This is a genomic window from Gleimia europaea ACS-120-V-Col10b, assembly GCF_000411155.1.
In the GTDB taxonomy this organism is placed as follows: Bacteria; Actinomycetota; Actinomycetes; order Actinomycetales; family Actinomycetaceae; genus Gleimia; species Gleimia europaea_B.
The window spans coordinates 882,939-899,728 of record NZ_KE150266.1 but is presented as its reverse complement, the minus strand read 5'-3'; the positions used below and the strand labels follow the sequence as shown (position 1 = coordinate 899,728).

14 protein-coding genes are annotated in these 16,790 nt (G+C 59.5%); all 14 read left to right on the top strand.

Annotation, left to right across the window (positions count from 1 at the left end; translation table 11 throughout):
• The first annotated feature begins 13 nt into the window (after nucleotides 1–13).
• From HMPREF9238_RS04125 to HMPREF9238_RS04060, 14 genes are read left to right on the top strand one after another with little or no spacing between them, the layout of a single operon-like run.
• Nucleotides 14–568: an NADH-quinone oxidoreductase subunit B gene (locus HMPREF9238_RS04125; protein ID WP_016444189.1), complete on the top strand. Its 555-nt coding sequence runs from the start codon at nucleotides 14–16 to the stop codon at nucleotides 566–568.
• Nucleotides 565–1,302, top strand: coding sequence for an NADH-quinone oxidoreductase subunit C (locus HMPREF9238_RS04120; protein ID WP_016444188.1), 738 nt, complete (start codon nucleotides 565–567; stop codon nucleotides 1,300–1,302). The genes HMPREF9238_RS04125 and HMPREF9238_RS04120 overlap by 4 nt, the downstream gene beginning before the upstream one ends.
• A complete protein-coding gene (locus HMPREF9238_RS04115) occupies nucleotides 1,302–2,651 on the top strand; it encodes an NADH-quinone oxidoreductase subunit D (protein WP_016444187.1) in 1,350 nt (449 codons plus the stop codon). The genes HMPREF9238_RS04120 and HMPREF9238_RS04115 overlap by 1 nt, the downstream gene beginning before the upstream one ends.
• Nucleotides 2,651–3,343 carry an NADH-quinone oxidoreductase subunit NuoE gene (nuoE, locus tag HMPREF9238_RS04110; protein WP_016444186.1) on the top strand — a complete coding sequence of 231 codons (693 nt, stop codon included), beginning with the start codon at nucleotides 2,651–2,653 and terminating at the stop codon, nucleotides 3,341–3,343. Before HMPREF9238_RS04115 ends, nuoE begins: the two co-directional genes overlap by 1 nt.
• Entirely contained in the window at nucleotides 3,343–4,677 is a 1,335-nt protein-coding gene (gene nuoF / locus HMPREF9238_RS04105) for an NADH-quinone oxidoreductase subunit NuoF (RefSeq protein WP_016444185.1), read from the top strand. Before nuoE ends, nuoF begins: the two co-directional genes overlap by 1 nt.
• Nucleotides 4,674–7,238: an NADH-quinone oxidoreductase subunit G gene (locus tag HMPREF9238_RS04100; protein WP_016444184.1), complete on the top strand. Its 2,565-nt coding sequence runs from the start codon at nucleotides 4,674–4,676 to the stop codon at nucleotides 7,236–7,238. Before nuoF ends, HMPREF9238_RS04100 begins: the two co-directional genes overlap by 4 nt.
• Before the next feature lie 20 nt (nucleotides 7,239–7,258).
• The gene (nuoH, locus tag HMPREF9238_RS04095) at nucleotides 7,259–8,563 is read left to right on the top strand and encodes an NADH-quinone oxidoreductase subunit NuoH (protein WP_040316704.1); all 1,305 of its coding nucleotides are present in this window, start codon (nucleotides 7,259–7,261) and stop codon (nucleotides 8,561–8,563) included.
• On the top strand, nucleotides 8,556–9,248 hold the full coding sequence (gene nuoI, locus HMPREF9238_RS04090) for an NADH-quinone oxidoreductase subunit NuoI (RefSeq protein WP_016444182.1): 693 nt from the start codon (nucleotides 8,556–8,558) through the stop codon (nucleotides 9,246–9,248). Before nuoH ends, nuoI begins: the two co-directional genes overlap by 8 nt.
• Entirely contained in the window at nucleotides 9,245–10,213 is a 969-nt protein-coding gene (locus HMPREF9238_RS04085) for an NADH-quinone oxidoreductase subunit J (RefSeq protein WP_016444181.1), read from the top strand. The genes nuoI and HMPREF9238_RS04085 overlap by 4 nt, the downstream gene beginning before the upstream one ends.
• The gene (gene nuoK / locus HMPREF9238_RS04080) at nucleotides 10,210–10,509 is read left to right on the top strand and encodes an NADH-quinone oxidoreductase subunit NuoK (protein ID WP_016444180.1); all 300 of its coding nucleotides are present in this window, start codon (nucleotides 10,210–10,212) and stop codon (nucleotides 10,507–10,509) included. The genes HMPREF9238_RS04085 and nuoK overlap by 4 nt, the downstream gene beginning before the upstream one ends.
• A 22-nt stretch (nucleotides 10,510–10,531) precedes the next feature.
• Complete coding sequence (nuoL, locus tag HMPREF9238_RS04075) at nucleotides 10,532–12,493, top strand: NADH-quinone oxidoreductase subunit L (RefSeq protein WP_040316701.1); 1,962 nt, start codon at nucleotides 10,532–10,534, stop codon at nucleotides 12,491–12,493.
• 15 nt (nucleotides 12,494–12,508) lie between these two features.
• Nucleotides 12,509–14,086: an NADH-quinone oxidoreductase subunit M gene (locus HMPREF9238_RS04070; protein ID WP_016444178.1), complete on the top strand. Its 1,578-nt coding sequence runs from the start codon at nucleotides 12,509–12,511 to the stop codon at nucleotides 14,084–14,086.
• A complete protein-coding gene (gene nuoN / locus HMPREF9238_RS04065) occupies nucleotides 14,086–15,642 on the top strand; it encodes an NADH-quinone oxidoreductase subunit NuoN (RefSeq protein WP_016444177.1) in 1,557 nt (518 codons plus the stop codon). The genes HMPREF9238_RS04070 and nuoN overlap by 1 nt, the downstream gene beginning before the upstream one ends.
• Nucleotides 15,639–16,646 (top strand): polyprenyl synthetase family protein, encoded by a 1,008-nt coding sequence (locus HMPREF9238_RS04060; protein ID WP_016444176.1) that lies wholly within the window; start codon nucleotides 15,639–15,641, stop codon nucleotides 16,644–16,646. Before nuoN ends, HMPREF9238_RS04060 begins: the two co-directional genes overlap by 4 nt.
• Nucleotides 16,647–16,790 lie beyond the last annotated feature (144 nt).

Here is a 16,790-nt window from a genome sequence, read left to right as displayed (position 1 = left end):
GAGGGAGTAGTAAATGGGTATTGAAGATAGTCTTCCCGCAGGCGTTGGCCTGGCCTCCATTGAGGCGGTTCTAGATCTTTCCCGTAAACACTCTCAGTGGCCGGTAACGATGGGGCTGGCATGCTGCTCCATTGAGATGATGGCTGCGGGCACGCCGCGTTTCGACATGGCCCGTTTTGGTTTGGAAGTGTTCCGCGCCTCGCCGCGCCACGCCGACCTCATGATCGTGTCTGGCCGTTTATCACACAAGATGGCCCCGATTGTGCGCCGTGTTTACGACTCGATGCCAGAACCCAAGTGGGTTATCTCTATGGGTGCTTGCGCGTCCACGGGCGGAATGTTCAACAACTACGCGGTTGTGCAGGGCTGTGACCACGTGGTTCCGGTTGATGTTTACCTGCCGGGGTGCCCGCCGCGTCCAGAGGCTTTGATTAACGCAATCTTGGTGTTGCGCGAGCAGATCGGTAAGGAACCGGTTGGTATTAACCGCATCGAGGTTGCTCGTAAGGCGGAAGAAGCTGCTCTTGCGGCTACCCCAACTCACCTGATGAAGGGACTGCTTGCATGAGCGACAACTCCTCATCTCCTAAGAAGTTCGGCGAGGTAGCCGGGCAAGTCTTTATGAACCGCAGCGCTGCGGCTCCCGAGACCGTTGACGTCCGTCACGGCCAGTGGGGGGTTCGCGGCTCTGGCGATACCACCGGTTTTGGTGGCCTCACCCGCATGGTTGAACTTCCGGGCGAATCGGCTCGCCCCTACGGTGGCTGGTTTGACAGCGTTGTGGACATTCTTGAAGAACTCATCAAGAATGGCGACCTCGAGGTTAAAGACGTTATTGAACGCGTGGTTGTAGACCGTGACGAGCTCACGATTTTTGTCAACCGCGAGCATATTGTGCAGGTTTGCCGCTGGTTGCGTGACGATCAGGATCTTCGCTTCGAGCTGTGCCTGGGCGTTTCTGGCGTGCACTACCCGCACGCTGTGGGCCGCGAATTGCACGCTGTCTACCACCTGATGTCGGTGACGCACAATCGCGTGCTCCGCCTTGAGGTGACCGCTCCGGACTCGGATCCGAAGATCCCGTCCGTTGTTTCCATCTACCCCGGTAATGACTGGCATGAGCGGGAAACCTGGGACCTGTTCGGCATCGTATTCACTGGTCACCCCGGCCTTACTCGTACTGCTCTCCCCGATGACTGGGTGGGCCACCCGCAGCGCAAGGACTATCCGCTGGGTGGCATTCCGGTTGAATACAAGGGAGCTACAGTTCCGCCGCCAGACACTCGGAGGTCGTACAACTAATGAATAACGAAAAACCGGTATTTTACGCTACGCCCGGTGGATTCGATATCGACGATATTCCTGAGGTTCTGGCAAGCGGCGGCGACTGGGAAGATGTTCTTTCTGAAATTGAGCGTCTTTCTCACGAACGCATCGTTGTTAACCTCGGTCCGATTCACCCGTCCACGCACGGCGTGCTACGCGTGATCCTCGAAATCGATGGTGAAACCGTACGCGAGTCCCGTCTGAATACGGGTTACCTGCACACGGGTATTGAAAAGAACATGGAGTTTCGCACGTGGACGCAGGGCGTGACGTTCTGCACGCGTATGGACTACGTGGCTCCGCTGTTTAACGAGGCCGTTTACGTGCAGACCGTGGAGAAGCTCCTGGGTATTACCGACGAGGTTCCCCAGCGCGCTAACTGGATCCGCATTCTGCTGATGGAGTTGAACCGTATCGGTTCGCACCTGGTCGCAATCGGTTCGGGTGGTAACGAGCTGGGCGCAACCACGATGATGACCATCGCTTTCAGGGGCCGCGAGAACGCTCTGCGCATTTTTGAGCGCGTCACGGGCCTGCGTATGAACCACGCGTTTATGCGTCCGGGTGGTGTGGCTCAGGATCTGCCTTCGGGCACCACGGATTACATTCGGGAACTGCTACCAAACCTGCGCAACGACATTGGTGAACTCCAGGATCTTACGCAGGAAAACCCGATCTTCAAGCTTCGTCACATCGACGTGGGCTACATGTCGCTCTCCGCCATGATGGCGCTGGGCATGACCGGCCCGTGCTTGCGTGCCGCTGGCCTCCCGCTCGATATACGTAAGACGCAGCCGTACTTCGGTTACGACCAGCTGGAGTTTGACGTTCCGGTTCGCGACAAGTCGGACGCGTACAACCGCGTGCAGGTTCGTTTCGAAGAGTGCTACCAGTCGCTACGAATCATTAACCAGGTTCTTGACAAGCTCGACGAGTGCGAGGGCGACCCGGTTATGGTGCAGGATCCCGCGATCAAGTGGCCGGCACAAATGTCGATCGGCGCCGATGGCCAGGGTAACTCACCCGCACACATTCGCGAGATCATGGGCGAATCCATGGAGTCGCTCATTCACCACTTCAAGCTGGTAACCGAGGGCTTCAAGGTTCCGGCCGGCCAGGCGTATGGAATGGTGGAACACGCCAAGGGCGTTATCGGCGCTCACGTGGTTTCGGACGGCGGTACGCGCCCGTACCGCGCGCACTTCCGCGACCCGTCGTTCTCTAACTTGCAGTCGTTCGCGATGATGACAGAGGGCGGTCAGCTTGCTGACGTTGTCGTCTCGCTCGCTTCGATTGACCCGGTACTGGGAGGTGTTGATCGCTGATGTACAGCGACGAAGTTTTGGAGCGCCTGCGCGCTGATGCCGTTGCGATTATGGCGCGCTACCCGAAGGGTCACGAGCGTTCAGCGCTGTTGCCCATGCTGCACTTGGTGCAGTCGGTGGACGGCTACATTTCCGCTGACGGCGTGGCGTTTTGCGCGGAAACTCTGGGCATTACCCGCCCGGAAGTTTCTGCTGTAGCCACGTTTTACACGCAGTACAAGCGCCACCCCAACGGTGAATACAACGTGGGTGTTTGCACGAACGCCCTGTGCGCCGTGATGGGTGGGGATCAGATTTGGGAGGCCGTGTCCGGCCATCTTGGCGTGGGCCACGACGAAACGACGGCGGACGGCAAGATCACGCTGGAGCGCCTGGAATGCAACGCGGCTTGTGACTACGCGCCCGTGGTGATGGTCAACTGGGAGTTCTTCGACAACCAGACACCGGAATCAACGATCGCCCTCGTGGATGATATTGCGGCCGGCCGCCCGATCAAGTCCACGCGCGGTTCGGAGCAGGTTCCCACGTTTAAGGAAATCTCTCGGCTCCTCGCTGGTTTCGAGGACGGACTCGTAGATCAGGGCCCATCTGCCGGACCGGCATCGCTACGCGGTTTGAAGATCGCGAAAGAGAAGGGCTGGGTGGCTCCCGAGGCTACCACCGCGGCCCCGCAGGTTGAGGAGGGCAACTGATGAGTGACGTAACGTTCTCCAAACCGGGCATTCTCACCCCGATCGTTTCGCGCGGTTGGGACGAGGAACGTTCATGGACGCTTGAGTCGTACCGCTCGCGCGGTGGCTACAAGGGTCTTGAGCGCGCCCTCACGATGGATCCGGCTGACATTACGAATGCGGTGAAGACGGCTGGTCTTCGTGGCCGTGGTGGTGCTGGCTTCCCCACGGGTCTTAAGTGGTCGTTCCTTCCGCCCGACGATGGTGGCCCCCGCTACCTAGTTGTGAATGCGGACGAGTCCGAGCCGGGAACCTGCAAGGACATTCCGCTACTGATGGCCAACCCGCACGTTCTGATTGAGGGCATGGCAATCACATCTCGCGCGATTCGTTGCGAGCATGCGTTCATCTACCTGCGCGGCGAAGTCGCCCACGTGTACCGTCGCCTTCTCGCCGCAGTGCGCGAGGCCGAAGAGGCCGGCATCATCGGCCAGGGTCGTGGGCCCGCAGGGGACTTCAACCTCCGCATCACGGTTCACGCCGGTGCCGGCGCTTACATTTGTGGTGAGGAAACCGCGCTCCTCGATTCCCTCGAGGGCCGTCGCGGCCACCCGCGTCTGAAGCCTCCGTTCCCGGCTGTTGCGGGCCTGTACGCCCGCCCCACCGTGGTGAACAACGTGGAGTCGATCTCGTCCGTGGCTGGAATTTTCCAGCACGATGACGGCTGGTTCAACACGATGGGTACCGAGAAGTCGGCCGGCCACGGCCTTTTCTCGGTGTCTGGTCACGTGAATAATCCGGGCCAGTTCGAAGCTCCCCTCGGTATTACGATGCGTGAGCTTATCGAGATGGCCGGTGGTATTCGCGACGGTCACAAACTGAAGTTCTGGACGCCCGGTGGCTCGTCCACCCCGATCTTTACCGAGAAGGAACTGGACGTTCCACTTGACTACGAGTCGGTGGGTGCTGCGGGCTCAATGCTTGCAACCCGCGCCCTCCAGGTGTTTGACGAAACCACTTCGGTGGTTCGCGTGGTGACCCGCTGGACGGAGTTCTACCAGCACGAATCGTGTGGTAAGTGCACGCCGTGCCGCGAGGGCACGTACTGGATGAAGCAGATCCTGCTCCGCCTCGAAGAAGGCAGGGGACTGCCCGGCGACGTGGATAAGCTTTTGGAAATTTCCGGCAACATTGCGGGCCGCTCGTTCTGCGCCCTCGGCGATGCTTCGGCAACGCCCGTTCAGTCTGGTATCGCGCATTTCCGTGAAGAGTTCGAGGCCGGCCTCACAACGCCGGCGCGCGAACTATTCCCGTACGAAGCGTCCGCCCACTTTGCTAAAGGAGGTGCCCGATGAGTGAAGAGTTGGTAACTCTCACTATCGACGACACTGAGGTGTCCGTCCCGAAGGGTACGCTTATCATCCGCGCCGCCGAGCAGGTCGGTATCCGCATCCCGCGTTTTTGCGATCACCCGCTACTGGCCCCGGCTGGTGCTTGCCGCCAGTGTCTGGTTGAGGTAGCGGCGCCTGATCGCTCCGGCGAGTTACGCCCCTTCCCTAAGCCGCAGGCCTCGTGCACGATGACGGTCATGCCCGGAATGGTGGTCAAGACGCAACGCACGTCCGAGGTGGACGAGAAGGCCCAGAAGGGTGTGATGGAGTTCCTCCTGATCAACCACCCGCTTGACTGTCCGATCTGTGACAAGGGCGGTGAGTGCCCCCTACAGAACCAGGCGATGTCCGAGGGGCGTGAGGTTTCGCGTTTTGACGACGCTAAGCGTACGTTTGTAAAACCCATTAAGCTTTCCACCCAGATCGCGCTGGATCGGGAGCGTTGCATCCTGTGTCAGCGTTGCACGCGTTTTTCCAAGCAGATCGCGGGAGACGCCTTCATCGACCTGCAGGGTCGCGGCGGCGGCACCGCTCCAACCGAGGATCACCAGTTCATGGGGGAGCAGGTAGGACGCTTTGACACCGCCATCCTGGGCTTCCACAATGACGCCTCCAACGACAGTAATGACGAGGAGTTTGCGGGCCCGTACGGCAACCCCGGCTACGATTCCGGCCTGAACTCCGGCCCGGTGGGCGCCGCCGAAGCCGACACTTCTGGCCGTCCGTTCGCTTCCTACTTCTCGGGTAACACCATTCAGATTTGCCCGGTGGGTGCGCTCACGTCCACCTCGTACCGCTTCAGAGGCCGCCCGTTTGACCTCGTATCGACGCCGTCCGTGTCGCCGCACGACGCCTCTGGCGCCGCAACGCGTATTGACATTCGCCGCGGCGAGGTTGTTCGCGTTCTGGCAGGTGAGGACGCTGACGTCAATGAAGAGTGGATTACCGACAAGGATCGCTTCGCGTTCACGTGGAGCACCGGCGCAGATCGCCTGACTGCTCCGCTGGTTCGCGAGGACGGCAAGCTCGTTCCCACCTCTTGGGCGGATGCCCTTGACCGCGCGGCGCGCGGCTTGAGGGAAGCCCGCGAGGCTGGAAAGACGGTACTTCTGCCCGGCGGCCGCCTCACGGTTGAAGACGGCTACGCCTGGTCCAAGTTCGCGCGCATCGTCATGAACACCAATCAGATTGACGGCCGCGTTCGCGCCACGTCGCTGGAAGAAACGAAGTTCCTCGGAACGCGCGTTGCCGGCACCGGCCTGGGCGTAACCTACAAGGATCTTGAAAAGGCTGGCCGCGTTCTCATCGTTGGCCTCGAGGCCGAGGATGAGGCTGGAAACGTTTTCTTGCGTTTGCGCAAGGGCGTGCTCGCCGGCTCGGTCAAGGTTTCCGTGGTTGCTCCGATGACCACCCCCTCTACTCGTAAGATGAACGCCGACCTGCTTCGCGCAGCGCCCGGCACCGAACCCGAGGTGCTCGACGCAGTAAGCGGCGTACTTGCGGATGAACTGGCAAATGGTGTGATCGTCGTTGGTGAACGTGCCGTGGAGATTCCCGGCCTCTACACCGCTGTGGCCCGCCTCGCGGATCGCACGGAGGCTCGCATAGCGTGGATCCCGCGCCGTGCAGGGGAGCGTGGGGGCCTCGAAGTTGGCTTGAACCCGAACCTGCTTCCATTTGGTCGCTGCACTGCGGACGTCGATGCTCGCATCGACATGGAAGCCGTGTGGGGTGGCAAGCTTCCGGCCGATCCCACCAAGTGCACGGTAGACATTCTGGCCGAGGCCGCAACCGAGCCGCGTTCGGCGATGATTCTCGGCGGCGTTGACTCGCGTGACGTGACCGATTCGGAGAACCTGAAATCGGCTATCGAAAAGTCCGGTTTCGTAGTCTCGCTAGAGGTTCGTCGCACGGATTTGACCGAAATGGCAGACGTTGTATTCCCGGTTGCGCCGGTGACCGAAAAGAACGGTACGTTCATTAACTGGGAAGGCCGCCTGCGCCCCTTCGGCCAGGCTCTTGCCACCCGGGCGATTACCGACCGCGAAGTTCTACACCGCCTCGCGGGCCTCATGGGAGTAGACCTGGGCGTTGAAACCCTGAAAGACACGCACGCTGAAATCAATGAGCTAATGCAATGGGATGGCTCGCGCATCGACAGCCCGGCAATCTCGCCCGCCCCCGTGCAGGCACCCGGCGCTGGCAATGCCGTGCTCGCCACCCACAAGCTCATGCTCGACGAAGGCCGCATGCAGGACTTCGCTCCCGAGCTGGCCGGCACCGCCCGCCGATCCGTTGCCCGCATGAGCGTAGCGACCATGCAGGCAATCGGCGTTACCGAAGGCGACCTCGTAAACGTTTCTACGCAGCGAGGCACTATCACCCTTCCGGTTGCTGTGACTGACCTACCCGAGGACGTTGTGTGGTTGCCAGAATGTTCGGCAGGTTCGCACGTTCATGAAACTCTCGGCGCCAAAAATGGTTCCGTTGTATCCATCGCAGCCAATACGGAGGTGAACCGGTGAGTAATCTTGCACTAACTCTGATGCCGTTTGCTCCACCGACAACCGCGCCGGCTGACTTCAGCGAAGAGACCTGGTGGCTGAGCCTACTGAAGGCCCTGTTCATCGTGCTATTCCTGATCATGTCAGTGATCCTGGCGCTCTGGGTTGAACGACGTGGTCTTGGTCGTATGCAAACGCGTCCGGGCCCGAATGTTGCCGGCCCGCTCGGCCTGTTCCAAGCATTTGCGGACGCCGTGAAGCTCCTGTTCAAGGAGGACATTTGGACGGACAAGGCAGAGAAGTTCATCTACTTCGTTGCCCCCTCCATTTCTGCGTTCTCCGCATTCATGGTGCTGGCGGTCATCCCGATGGGCCCGAATGTGAACATGTTCGGGCGCTCTACGCCACTGCAGATGGCGGACACGCCAATCGCGATTCTCTACATTCTGGCGATCGCCTCGATCGGCCTGTACGGCACGGTTCTTGGTGGTTGGTCAACGCGTTCTACTCTGCCGCTCCTCGGCTCGGTTCGCGCCGCCGCGCAGGTCATCTCCTACGAGCTGGCGATGGGTCTTTCGCTCGTGTCCGTGTTCCTCGTGGCTGGCTCCATCTCCACCTCCGAGATCGTTGCGGCCCAGCACAGCGTTTGGTGGGCGTTCGCCCTCCTACCCGCGTTCATCGTCTACTTCATTTCGATGGTGGGCGAAGTCAATCGCCTCCCATTCGACCTTCCCGAGGCTGAAGGCGAGCTGGTTGCCGGTCACATGACCGAATACTCGTCGATGAAGTTCGGCTGGTACTACCTGTCCGAATACATCAACATGTTTAACGTTTCCGCTGTTGCAACCACGGTGTTCTTCGGCGGCTGGCACGCACCGTTTGGCCTGTCTTACGTTCCTTTCATCGACTTTAACTCCGGCTGGTGGGGCTTCTTGTGGTTCAACCTGAAGATGTGGTTCTTCTTCTTCTGCATGGTTTGGATCCGTGGTACGCTCCTGCGTTTCCGCTACGACCAGTTTATGAAGCTGGGCTGGAAGGTCCTGATCCCAACCTCCCTCGTGTGGCTAGTACTAGTCGCAACGTTGCAGGGCGTGCGCATGTGGGTAACGGATTCACTCCTTGTGATCACGGGTGGAATCGTGGCGGTGTTCCTCGTCGTCATGATCATCCTGTGGATATTCGATCGCCCCGAGCCTGAAGTTAAGCCGGTAGGAGAATTTGACCCGTTCGCGGGCGGCTACCCGGTACCGCCTCTACCCGGCCAGCAGCTACCCCCGTCCCCGAGGGCGGGTCTAGTTCCGGCCGCCACCGTCGCAACTGATCAGAAGGAAGTGCGCGATGAGTAAAGACAAGAACGAAGAGATGCTCTACGAGCACGACCCGAAAGGCTTTTGGGGCAACCTGTTTGCGCCGGTAGCTGGTTTCGGCGTAACCATCTCGTCGATGTTCCGCCCGGTAGTTACGGAGCAATACCCGTTCGAAGGTCCGTTCGTGCAACCCCGCTTCCACGGCCGCCACCAGCTCAACCGTTACGCGGACGGCCTCGAAAAGTGCATCGGCTGTGAGCTTTGCGCATGGGCGTGCCCTGCGGACGCGATCCTCGTTGAAGCAGCGAACAACACTCCGGACGCGCAGTACGCTCCCGGTGAGCGCTTCGGCCGCGTCTACCAGGTGAACTACCTGCGTTGCATCTTCTGTGGTCTCTGCATCGAGGCGTGCCCCACGCGCGCCCTCACGATGGGTAACGATTTTGAACTTGCCGACTACCATCGCCGCGACCTGATCTTTGAAAAAGATCAGATTCTCGCCCCAATGGAAGAAGGCATGCTTGCTGCCCCGCACCCGATGGTGGAGGGGCTGTCCGATGGTGACTACTACCGCGGCGCTGTAACCGGCCCCACCAAGGCGCAGGTTGAATGGGTGCGTGAACACCGCCCAGACGACCCCACCTTGGAAGCCGCTGCTAAGGCCGCAGAAAAGAACGAAATGGCTCTCGCTAGCATGGAAACCGAAGGAGGCGAGAGTAAGTGAATCCGACCCCAATTGATGCAGTAGCCACGATCGGCGCGGGTGAGACAGTCCTATTCTGGATCACCGCCGCGGTCATGGTTTTCGGTGCCCTGGGTGTCCTCTTCTTTAAGAAGGCGGCCTACGCGGCGTTGTCAATGGTGCTGGTCATGCTTGGCCTCTCCGTCCTCTACTTCGCGCAGGGAGCGCCCTTCATGGGTGTTGTTCAGATCGTGGTCTACACGGGTGCGATCATGATGCTGTTCCTGTTCGTCCTTATGATGATCGGCCTGCAGGCAACGGATAACTACCAGAACCAAAAGCGAAGCAACATTGTGCTCGCCGTGATTGGCGCGGGCACTATGGCGTTCGCCCTGTCCGCAGTGGTTTGGAAGGCAAATCTGCCGGCAGTTAAAGACTTCGGCGTTGATCCGTACTCGAACGCTCCGGTGGAGAACCTGGCGCTCGCCCTCTTCTCTAACTACTGGTTCTCGATGGAACTTGCCGGCTCGCTCCTGATTACCGCCGCCGTGGGAGCTGTTCTTTTGACTCACGGCGATCGCCTCACCCCGAAGCGCACGCAAAAGCATGTTGTTGACGCGAAGATGTCCGCCTACGCAGAAACCGGCCGCCACATTGGCCAGTACACTGCGCCAGGCGTGTTCGCTCGCTCCACGGCGTTTGACGTTGGTGCTATTTCGGGTGAAACTCACAAGCCGGTTCAAGAATCGATTCCGCGCGTGGTTCGTGTGCGCGGCCTTGACCGCTCCATCGGTTCCCTCGATCCGGAGCTTGCACGCTCGCTCGGAGAGCAGGCAATCGGCAAGCAGCCGCAACACCCATACCACGGCGTGGCCGCCACCCAGAGTGTGGAACACGCCCGCACGTGGGGCATGGCCGGCGAGGAAGCCCCGGACGGTCTCCTCCAATACGAGGCCCGCCCCGAAATCGAAGCTGGCGAGCCCGAAGTTAAGGAGGACGAGCAGTGAGCATTTCGTACTACATCATTTTGGCAATGATCCTCTTCTCGATCGGCGCCGCAGTGGTAATGGTTCGCCGCTCCGCAGTGATCTCACTGATGGGAGTTGAGCTAATGCTGAACTCCGCGAACCTGGTCCTCATCACTTTTTCCCGCATATACGGTGATTACACCGGTCAAGTGATGGCGTTCTTCGTCATGATCGTTGCCGCCGCCGAGGTCGTAGTTGGCCTGGCAATCATCGTGTCCATCTTCCGATCTCGTCGCACCACCTCGGTCGATGAGGTCAACCTACTGAAGCACTGAGGGAGGAAAGGTGAACTACTCCATGCTTCTTCCCCAGGCACCCGTCGAGGCCATCGCGGCCTCCGGCGTAGCATCACTGGGCTGGTTGATGATCGCGATCCCACTCGCGGTTTCTATCCTTCTGCTCCTACTGGGGCGCGTGTCTGACCGGTGGGGCCACTGGCTTGCCGTCCTCGCCTCCTGGTCTTCGTTCGGCATTGGCCTGGCTATCATCATTCAGATGCTCGGCGTTTCTGCCTCCGAACGCTCTATGGAGATGAACCTGTTCGAGTGGATCCCAGCTGGCGACTTCACGATCAACTTCGGCCTCCTCATGGATCCGCTGTCGATGACGTTCGTCATGCTGGTCACGTTCGTTGGTTCGCTCATTCACGTGTACTCGGTTGCGTACATGGAACACGACGCGGATCGCCGCCGGTTCTTCGCTTACCTGAACTTCTTCATCGCGGCCATGCTGATCCTCGTGCTCGGCAACTCCTACGCGATCTTGTTTGTCGGTTGGGAAGGCGTTGGCCTCGCCTCGTACCTGCTGATCGGCTTCTGGAACTATGTTCCCGAATACGCCACGGCAGCGAAGAAGGCGTTCGTCATGAACCGTGTTGGTGACATGGGCCTGCTCGCGGCCATGATGGTTATGGTCGCCCAGTTCAGCTCCGTAGATTTCCGCACGGTTTCCGCAGAGGTAACTGGCGCGTCGCAGGGCGTGGCCACGCTAATCGGCTTGTTCCTGCTCCTTGCCGCAACCGGTAAGTCCGCACAGTTCCCGTTGCAAGCCTGGCTGGGCGACGCCATGGCCGGCCCCACGCCGGTTTCCGCGCTCATCCACGCGGCAACGATGGTTACTGCAGGCGTTTACCTGATCGTGCGCTCCGGCGCCGTCTACCTGCAAGCCCCTATCGCTGGAACAGTAGTGGCAATCGTAGGTGCAATCACCCTCCTCTTTGGAGCGATCATCGGTACCGCGAAGGATGACATTAAGAAGGTGCTTGCAGCATCCACGATGTCGCAAATCGGATACATGATGCTCGGTGCGGGCCTGGGCCCGATCGGTTGGGCGTTTGCGATCTTCCACCTGTTCACGCACGGCTTCTTCAAGGCACTCATGTTCCTGGGCGCCGGTTCGGTGATGCACGCGATGGACAACCAGGTGAACATGCGTAACTTCGGTGCCCTGAAGGGCGCGATGAAGATCACGTGGATCACCTTCATGATGGGTTGGCTCGCGATCCTCGGCGTACCGCCGTTCTCCGGCTTCTGGTCGAAGGATCCGATCATTGAGGCGGCGTTCTCGGCCAACAACTTTGGCAACATTGAGGCCTCCTGGCCCGGGTGGGTGTTCGGAACGGTTGCCCTGGTTGGTGCGGGAATCACCGCGTTCTACATGTCGCGCCTGTTCTTCATGACGTTCCACGGCAAGGCCCGCTGGACAAAGACGATGGCAGGTGAGCCTATTCAGCCGCACGAGTCATCACCGCTAATGACGGTTCCGATGATTATTCTCGCGGTTGGAGCCGTGTTCCTCGGTGGCCTCCTGACGATCAACTCGGCGTTCGTCACCTGGCTGGAGCCAGTCACTGGAGAGACGCTGCACGCAGAGCCGGTGTTGCCGGTTATTGCAATCCAGGTTCTCGTCCTCCTCGTCGTGATTATCGGCGCGCTGTTCGCCTGGAAGAAGTACGGACGCGAAGAGGTCTCGCAGGCCGTACCCGCAGCGGGAGCCCTCGTTCACGCGGCGCGCAACGACCTCTACCAGGATCAACTTAACGAGGGCCTGTTCATGGTTCCCGGCCAAGCACTTATGCGCGGCGTGACCGCAGCAGACCACTCCTTCGTAGACGGCATCGTCCGCGGCCTTGCAAAACTGGCGGCCGGCACCGGACGGGCTGTGTCGAAGGCACAAACCGGCTATGTCCGCTCCTACGCGGCGTACGTGTCAGGTGGCGTGCTACTAGCCCTAGTCGTCATTTTGGCAACGCGGATTTAAGAGCGGAGGAAACTGATGGAAATGCAAGTTATCTCGGCAGCTTCAATCCCGTGGCTGTCCATTCTGATTGCCCTACCCATGATTGTGGGCATCCTGGTGGTAACCGTGGCGCCGCTACGTGTTATCGGCCGCCCCATCGCCCTGGTCGTGTCTCTCGTCGAACTAGCTCTTGGTATTGCGGCTGCAGTTACCCTCGACTGGTCTGCGACTAATACGTACCAGCTCGCGGAGACGAAGAACTGGATTCCAGCGATCGGTGTCAGCTGGGGCCTGGGCGTAAATCAGCTCGCAATGGCGATGATTATTCTCGCGGTTGCGCTCGTGCCCATCGTCCTCATCGCCGGTTGGCACGAGGATGCGGGCAAGCGTGATGGGGCCCGCCAGTCCAGCATGTACATGGCACTTATCCTCATTCTTGAGGGCTTCATGGTACTGATCTTCGCGGCCCGCGACGTCGTGCTGTTCTACATTGCTTTCGAGGCGATGTTGATTCCGCTTTACTTCATGATTGGCCGCTTCGGCGGCAAGAACGCTCGCGCGGCTGCGTTGAAGTTCTTGCTCTACTCGCTATTTGGTGGCTTGATCATGCTTGCCGGTGTTATCGGCCTGTGGGTGGTTTCGGATCACGGTCCCAACGCTTTCCTCATGGAAAATCTCGCGGGAACGCCGATGGCCTCCAACGTGGAGATGTGGATCTTCATCTCGTTCTTTATCGCATTCGCGATTAAGGCCCCGATGGTTCCAGTTCACACTTGGCTGCCTGACACCGCTGCGGCTGCACGGCCGGGCACGTCGGTTCTGCTGGTTGGTGTCCTCGATAAGATCGGCACCTACGGAATGATTGCCCTGGCGCTACCGCTCTTCCCGAATGCTTCGAGTACGGCCGCGCCGGTAATCATCGTCCTCGCTGTCATTTCGATTCTGTACGGTGGCCTGGCAGCCATCGGCCAGAAGGATCTCATGCGACTCGTTTCGTTCACGTCCGTGTCGCACTTTGGTTTCATGGTGCTCGGTATTTACATCGGCTCGCACGTAGCTTTGGTGGGCGCCATGTTCTACATGGTTGCGCACGGAGTTTCGATTGCGGCGATGTTCCTGATCTCCGGCTTCCTCACCGAGCGTGGGGGTACGCGCGAGATCGCGGCCTACCGTGGCATGCAGCGCGTAACCCCAGTTATTGCGGGCACCTGGCTAGTTGCCGGTCTCGCATCGGTTGCGCTCCCGGGCTTGTCGGGCTTCGTCCCCGAGTTCATGGTGCTTTTGGGCACGTGGAAGATTAGCCCGCTGGCAGCCATCTTCGCGGTGCTGGGCGTGGTTCTGGCGGCTTTGTACCTGCTGATCCCTTACCAGGCGATCTTCACGGGGCCGCCAACAAATGCAGAGAAGTTTACTGACATGAACATGCGCGAGAAGGGGGCTATCACCCCGCTTATCGCCGCGATGGTTGTGCTCGGTATTTGGTCCGCTCCGCTGGTAAGCGCGCTCAACCCGGTTGCTGATGGCGCTATCGAGAACCTGCAGCCGCGCATTGAGCGTCTAAGCGACGCCGGAGCAAGCACTTTGCTCGATGGCACGGAAGGGAGCAACAACTAATGGATCTTGTAACTCAAGCCCCGCAGATTCCCTGGGTCTCATTCGCCCCGATTCTGATCGTTCTGGGAGCCGCCGTTGTCGGCGTCCTCGTGGAAGCATTTGTTCCCCACAAGGCGCGCCGTGGCACACAGGTTCTGCTCTCGATCATCGCAGTTGTCGTCTCGTTCGTGGCCATTGTGGCGCGCTGGGCTGAAATCGCACAGATGCCTGAGGCACATGGGGAGTACATCGAAGATACGCTCACGCTTGCAACGCAGGCGTTGCTCTTGGTTGTAGCCTTCCTGGCACTGCTCGTAATCGCGGATCGTTCCGAGCTTGGTGACGGCGCGTTCGCCGCCCAGCCTTCGGACCGCCCCGGTTCTTCGGACGAAGACCTCTCAATCGCGAAGGGATACCAGCGTACGGAGATCTTCCCGCTCGTGCTGTTCTCGCTAGGCGGCATGATGGTGTTCCCGGCGGCAAACACGTTGATCGCGCTGTTCATCGCCCTCGAAGTGCTCTCTTTGCCTCTGTACATCCTGGTGGCAACGGCTCGTCGTCGTCGCCAGCTGTCGCAGGAAGCCGCATTGAAGTACTTCTTGCTGGGCGCATTTGCTTCGGCGTTCGTTCTCATGGGTGGTGCGCTCCTGTACGGCTTCTCCGGTTCCGTGGTTCTGAGCGAAATCTCGGTCAAGGTTCCGATGGTTCCGGGCATGGACTGGATGCTCATCGTGGGCGTGTTCATGGTTATGGTCGGCCTGCTGTTTAAGGTTGGCGCCGCACCTTTCCACGCGTGGACACCGGATGTGTACCAGGGCGCTCCAACGCCTATCACGGGTTTCATGGCGGCCGCCGTTAAGGTTGCTGCTTTTGCAACGATGATTCGCCTCTACCTGACTATCGGCGTTCGCCTCGAGTGGGATCTGATTTGGATCTTCGCAGCGGTTGCCGCACTGACAATCGTGATCGGTACGTTCGTGGGTCTGGTTCAGACCGACGTTAAGAGGCTCCTCGCATACTCTTCGATCGCTCATGCTGGCTTCCTCCTCATTGGTGTTCTGGCGGCCACGTCACGCACTGCGGGCTCGGTCCTGTTCTACCTGCTGGGTTACGGCATCGCCACGGTTGGCGCATTCGCCGTAGTTGCGCTTGTGCGCCAGGCGGATGAAAACGCGAACATTACGGGTGAGGCCACTGAGATTTCCCGCTGGGCTGGTTTGGGACGCAAGTCGCCATTTGTTGCCGGCGCCATGCTGATTTTCCTCCTGTCGTTTGCGGGCATTCCGCTAACGTCCGGATTCATCGGCAAGTTCGTAGTGTTTGCGGAAGGCATTTCCGCCGGCTACACCGGCCTGGTAATCCTGGCTCTGGTGGCTTCGGCAATCACGGCGTTCTACTACTTCCGCCTGGTGGTTCTCATGTTCTTCACTGAGCCGAGTGAGAACACCGTGGTTGTGAAGTCGGAAGGTTACACGTTCATCGCAGTTGTTGTTGCCGCCGTGGCAACGATCCTGCTGGGCGTGTTCCCGCAGCCGATTCTTGATGCGCTGGCGAATGTGGTTGTACTGCTACCGTGACGGAATCGAAGTTTTCGCTTGAAGTTCTAGAAGAGCAGGTGTCATCCGACCTCTCCCGAGTTGAGCAGTTGCTCACCGACTCGGTGAAGGGGTCGGATGACCTTATCCACGAACTCCTATCACACCTCGCTAAAGCGGGTGGAAAGCGCTTGCGTCCCGCACTCACCCTCATCTGCGCACATCTGGGTAGCGAGGGCGAGCCTGCTTCTGACGAGATCGTGGCGGCTGCAACCGCGGTTGAGCTGACCCACTTGGCAACTCTCTACCATGACGATGTGATGGACGCGGCGCCGCAGCGTAGGGGAGTCACTGCAACGCAGCTACAGTGGGGGAATAACCGTGCGATCTTGGCTGGAGACGTACTGTTTTCTCGCGCCTCGCTACTGGTGTCTAAGCTTGGCCAGCGGATCATCGAGTATCACGCGCAGACTTTCGAGCGCCTGTGCATGGGCCAGCTTCACGAAACGTTTGGCCCCCACGACGCGGATCCGGTTGATTTCTACATTCAGGTCCTGGCGGATAAAACTGGTTCACTGATTGCCGCATCAGCTGTGTTCGGGGGTTGGCTGTCAGGCGCGGACGACGAGCTTGTGGACGCGGTGCGAATCTTTGGTGAACGAGTTGGCGTGGCTTTCCAGATTGCCGATGACGTGATTGACTTCGCCTCCGACGAGGCACTGACCGGCAAGAGTGCTGGGACTGACTTAGTTGAGGGGGTTGCCACGATGCCGATACTGCTTTTGCGTTGCCGCGGCGAGGCTGGCCTCCTAGACGATGAGGGCAAGAAGTTACTTGCCGACATTGACGGCGGTGACCTCACTGATGACGTCCTTCTCGCCTCCGTGGTGCAACGTTTGAAGCACCACGAGGTGTTGGACGAAACGAGGGCGAAGGCTCGTGAGTGGGCCGACCTGGCGGTGGAAGCACTTGCGCCTATCCCGGATTCTGCGGTTAAGGAAGCCCTGGTTCAGTTTGCGAACGCTGCGGTTGACCGCATGGCTTAACCGGTTAGATCAAGACGAAACGCCCCTTAAAAAGGGGGCGTTTTTCAAGGGCTAATGCGAGCGCGATAGGGCGGAAGTTACAGCGTCTTGTAGAAATAAGGCCTTGCATTTTCGTAAACTATAGGTTGCATTATTATTCCTAAG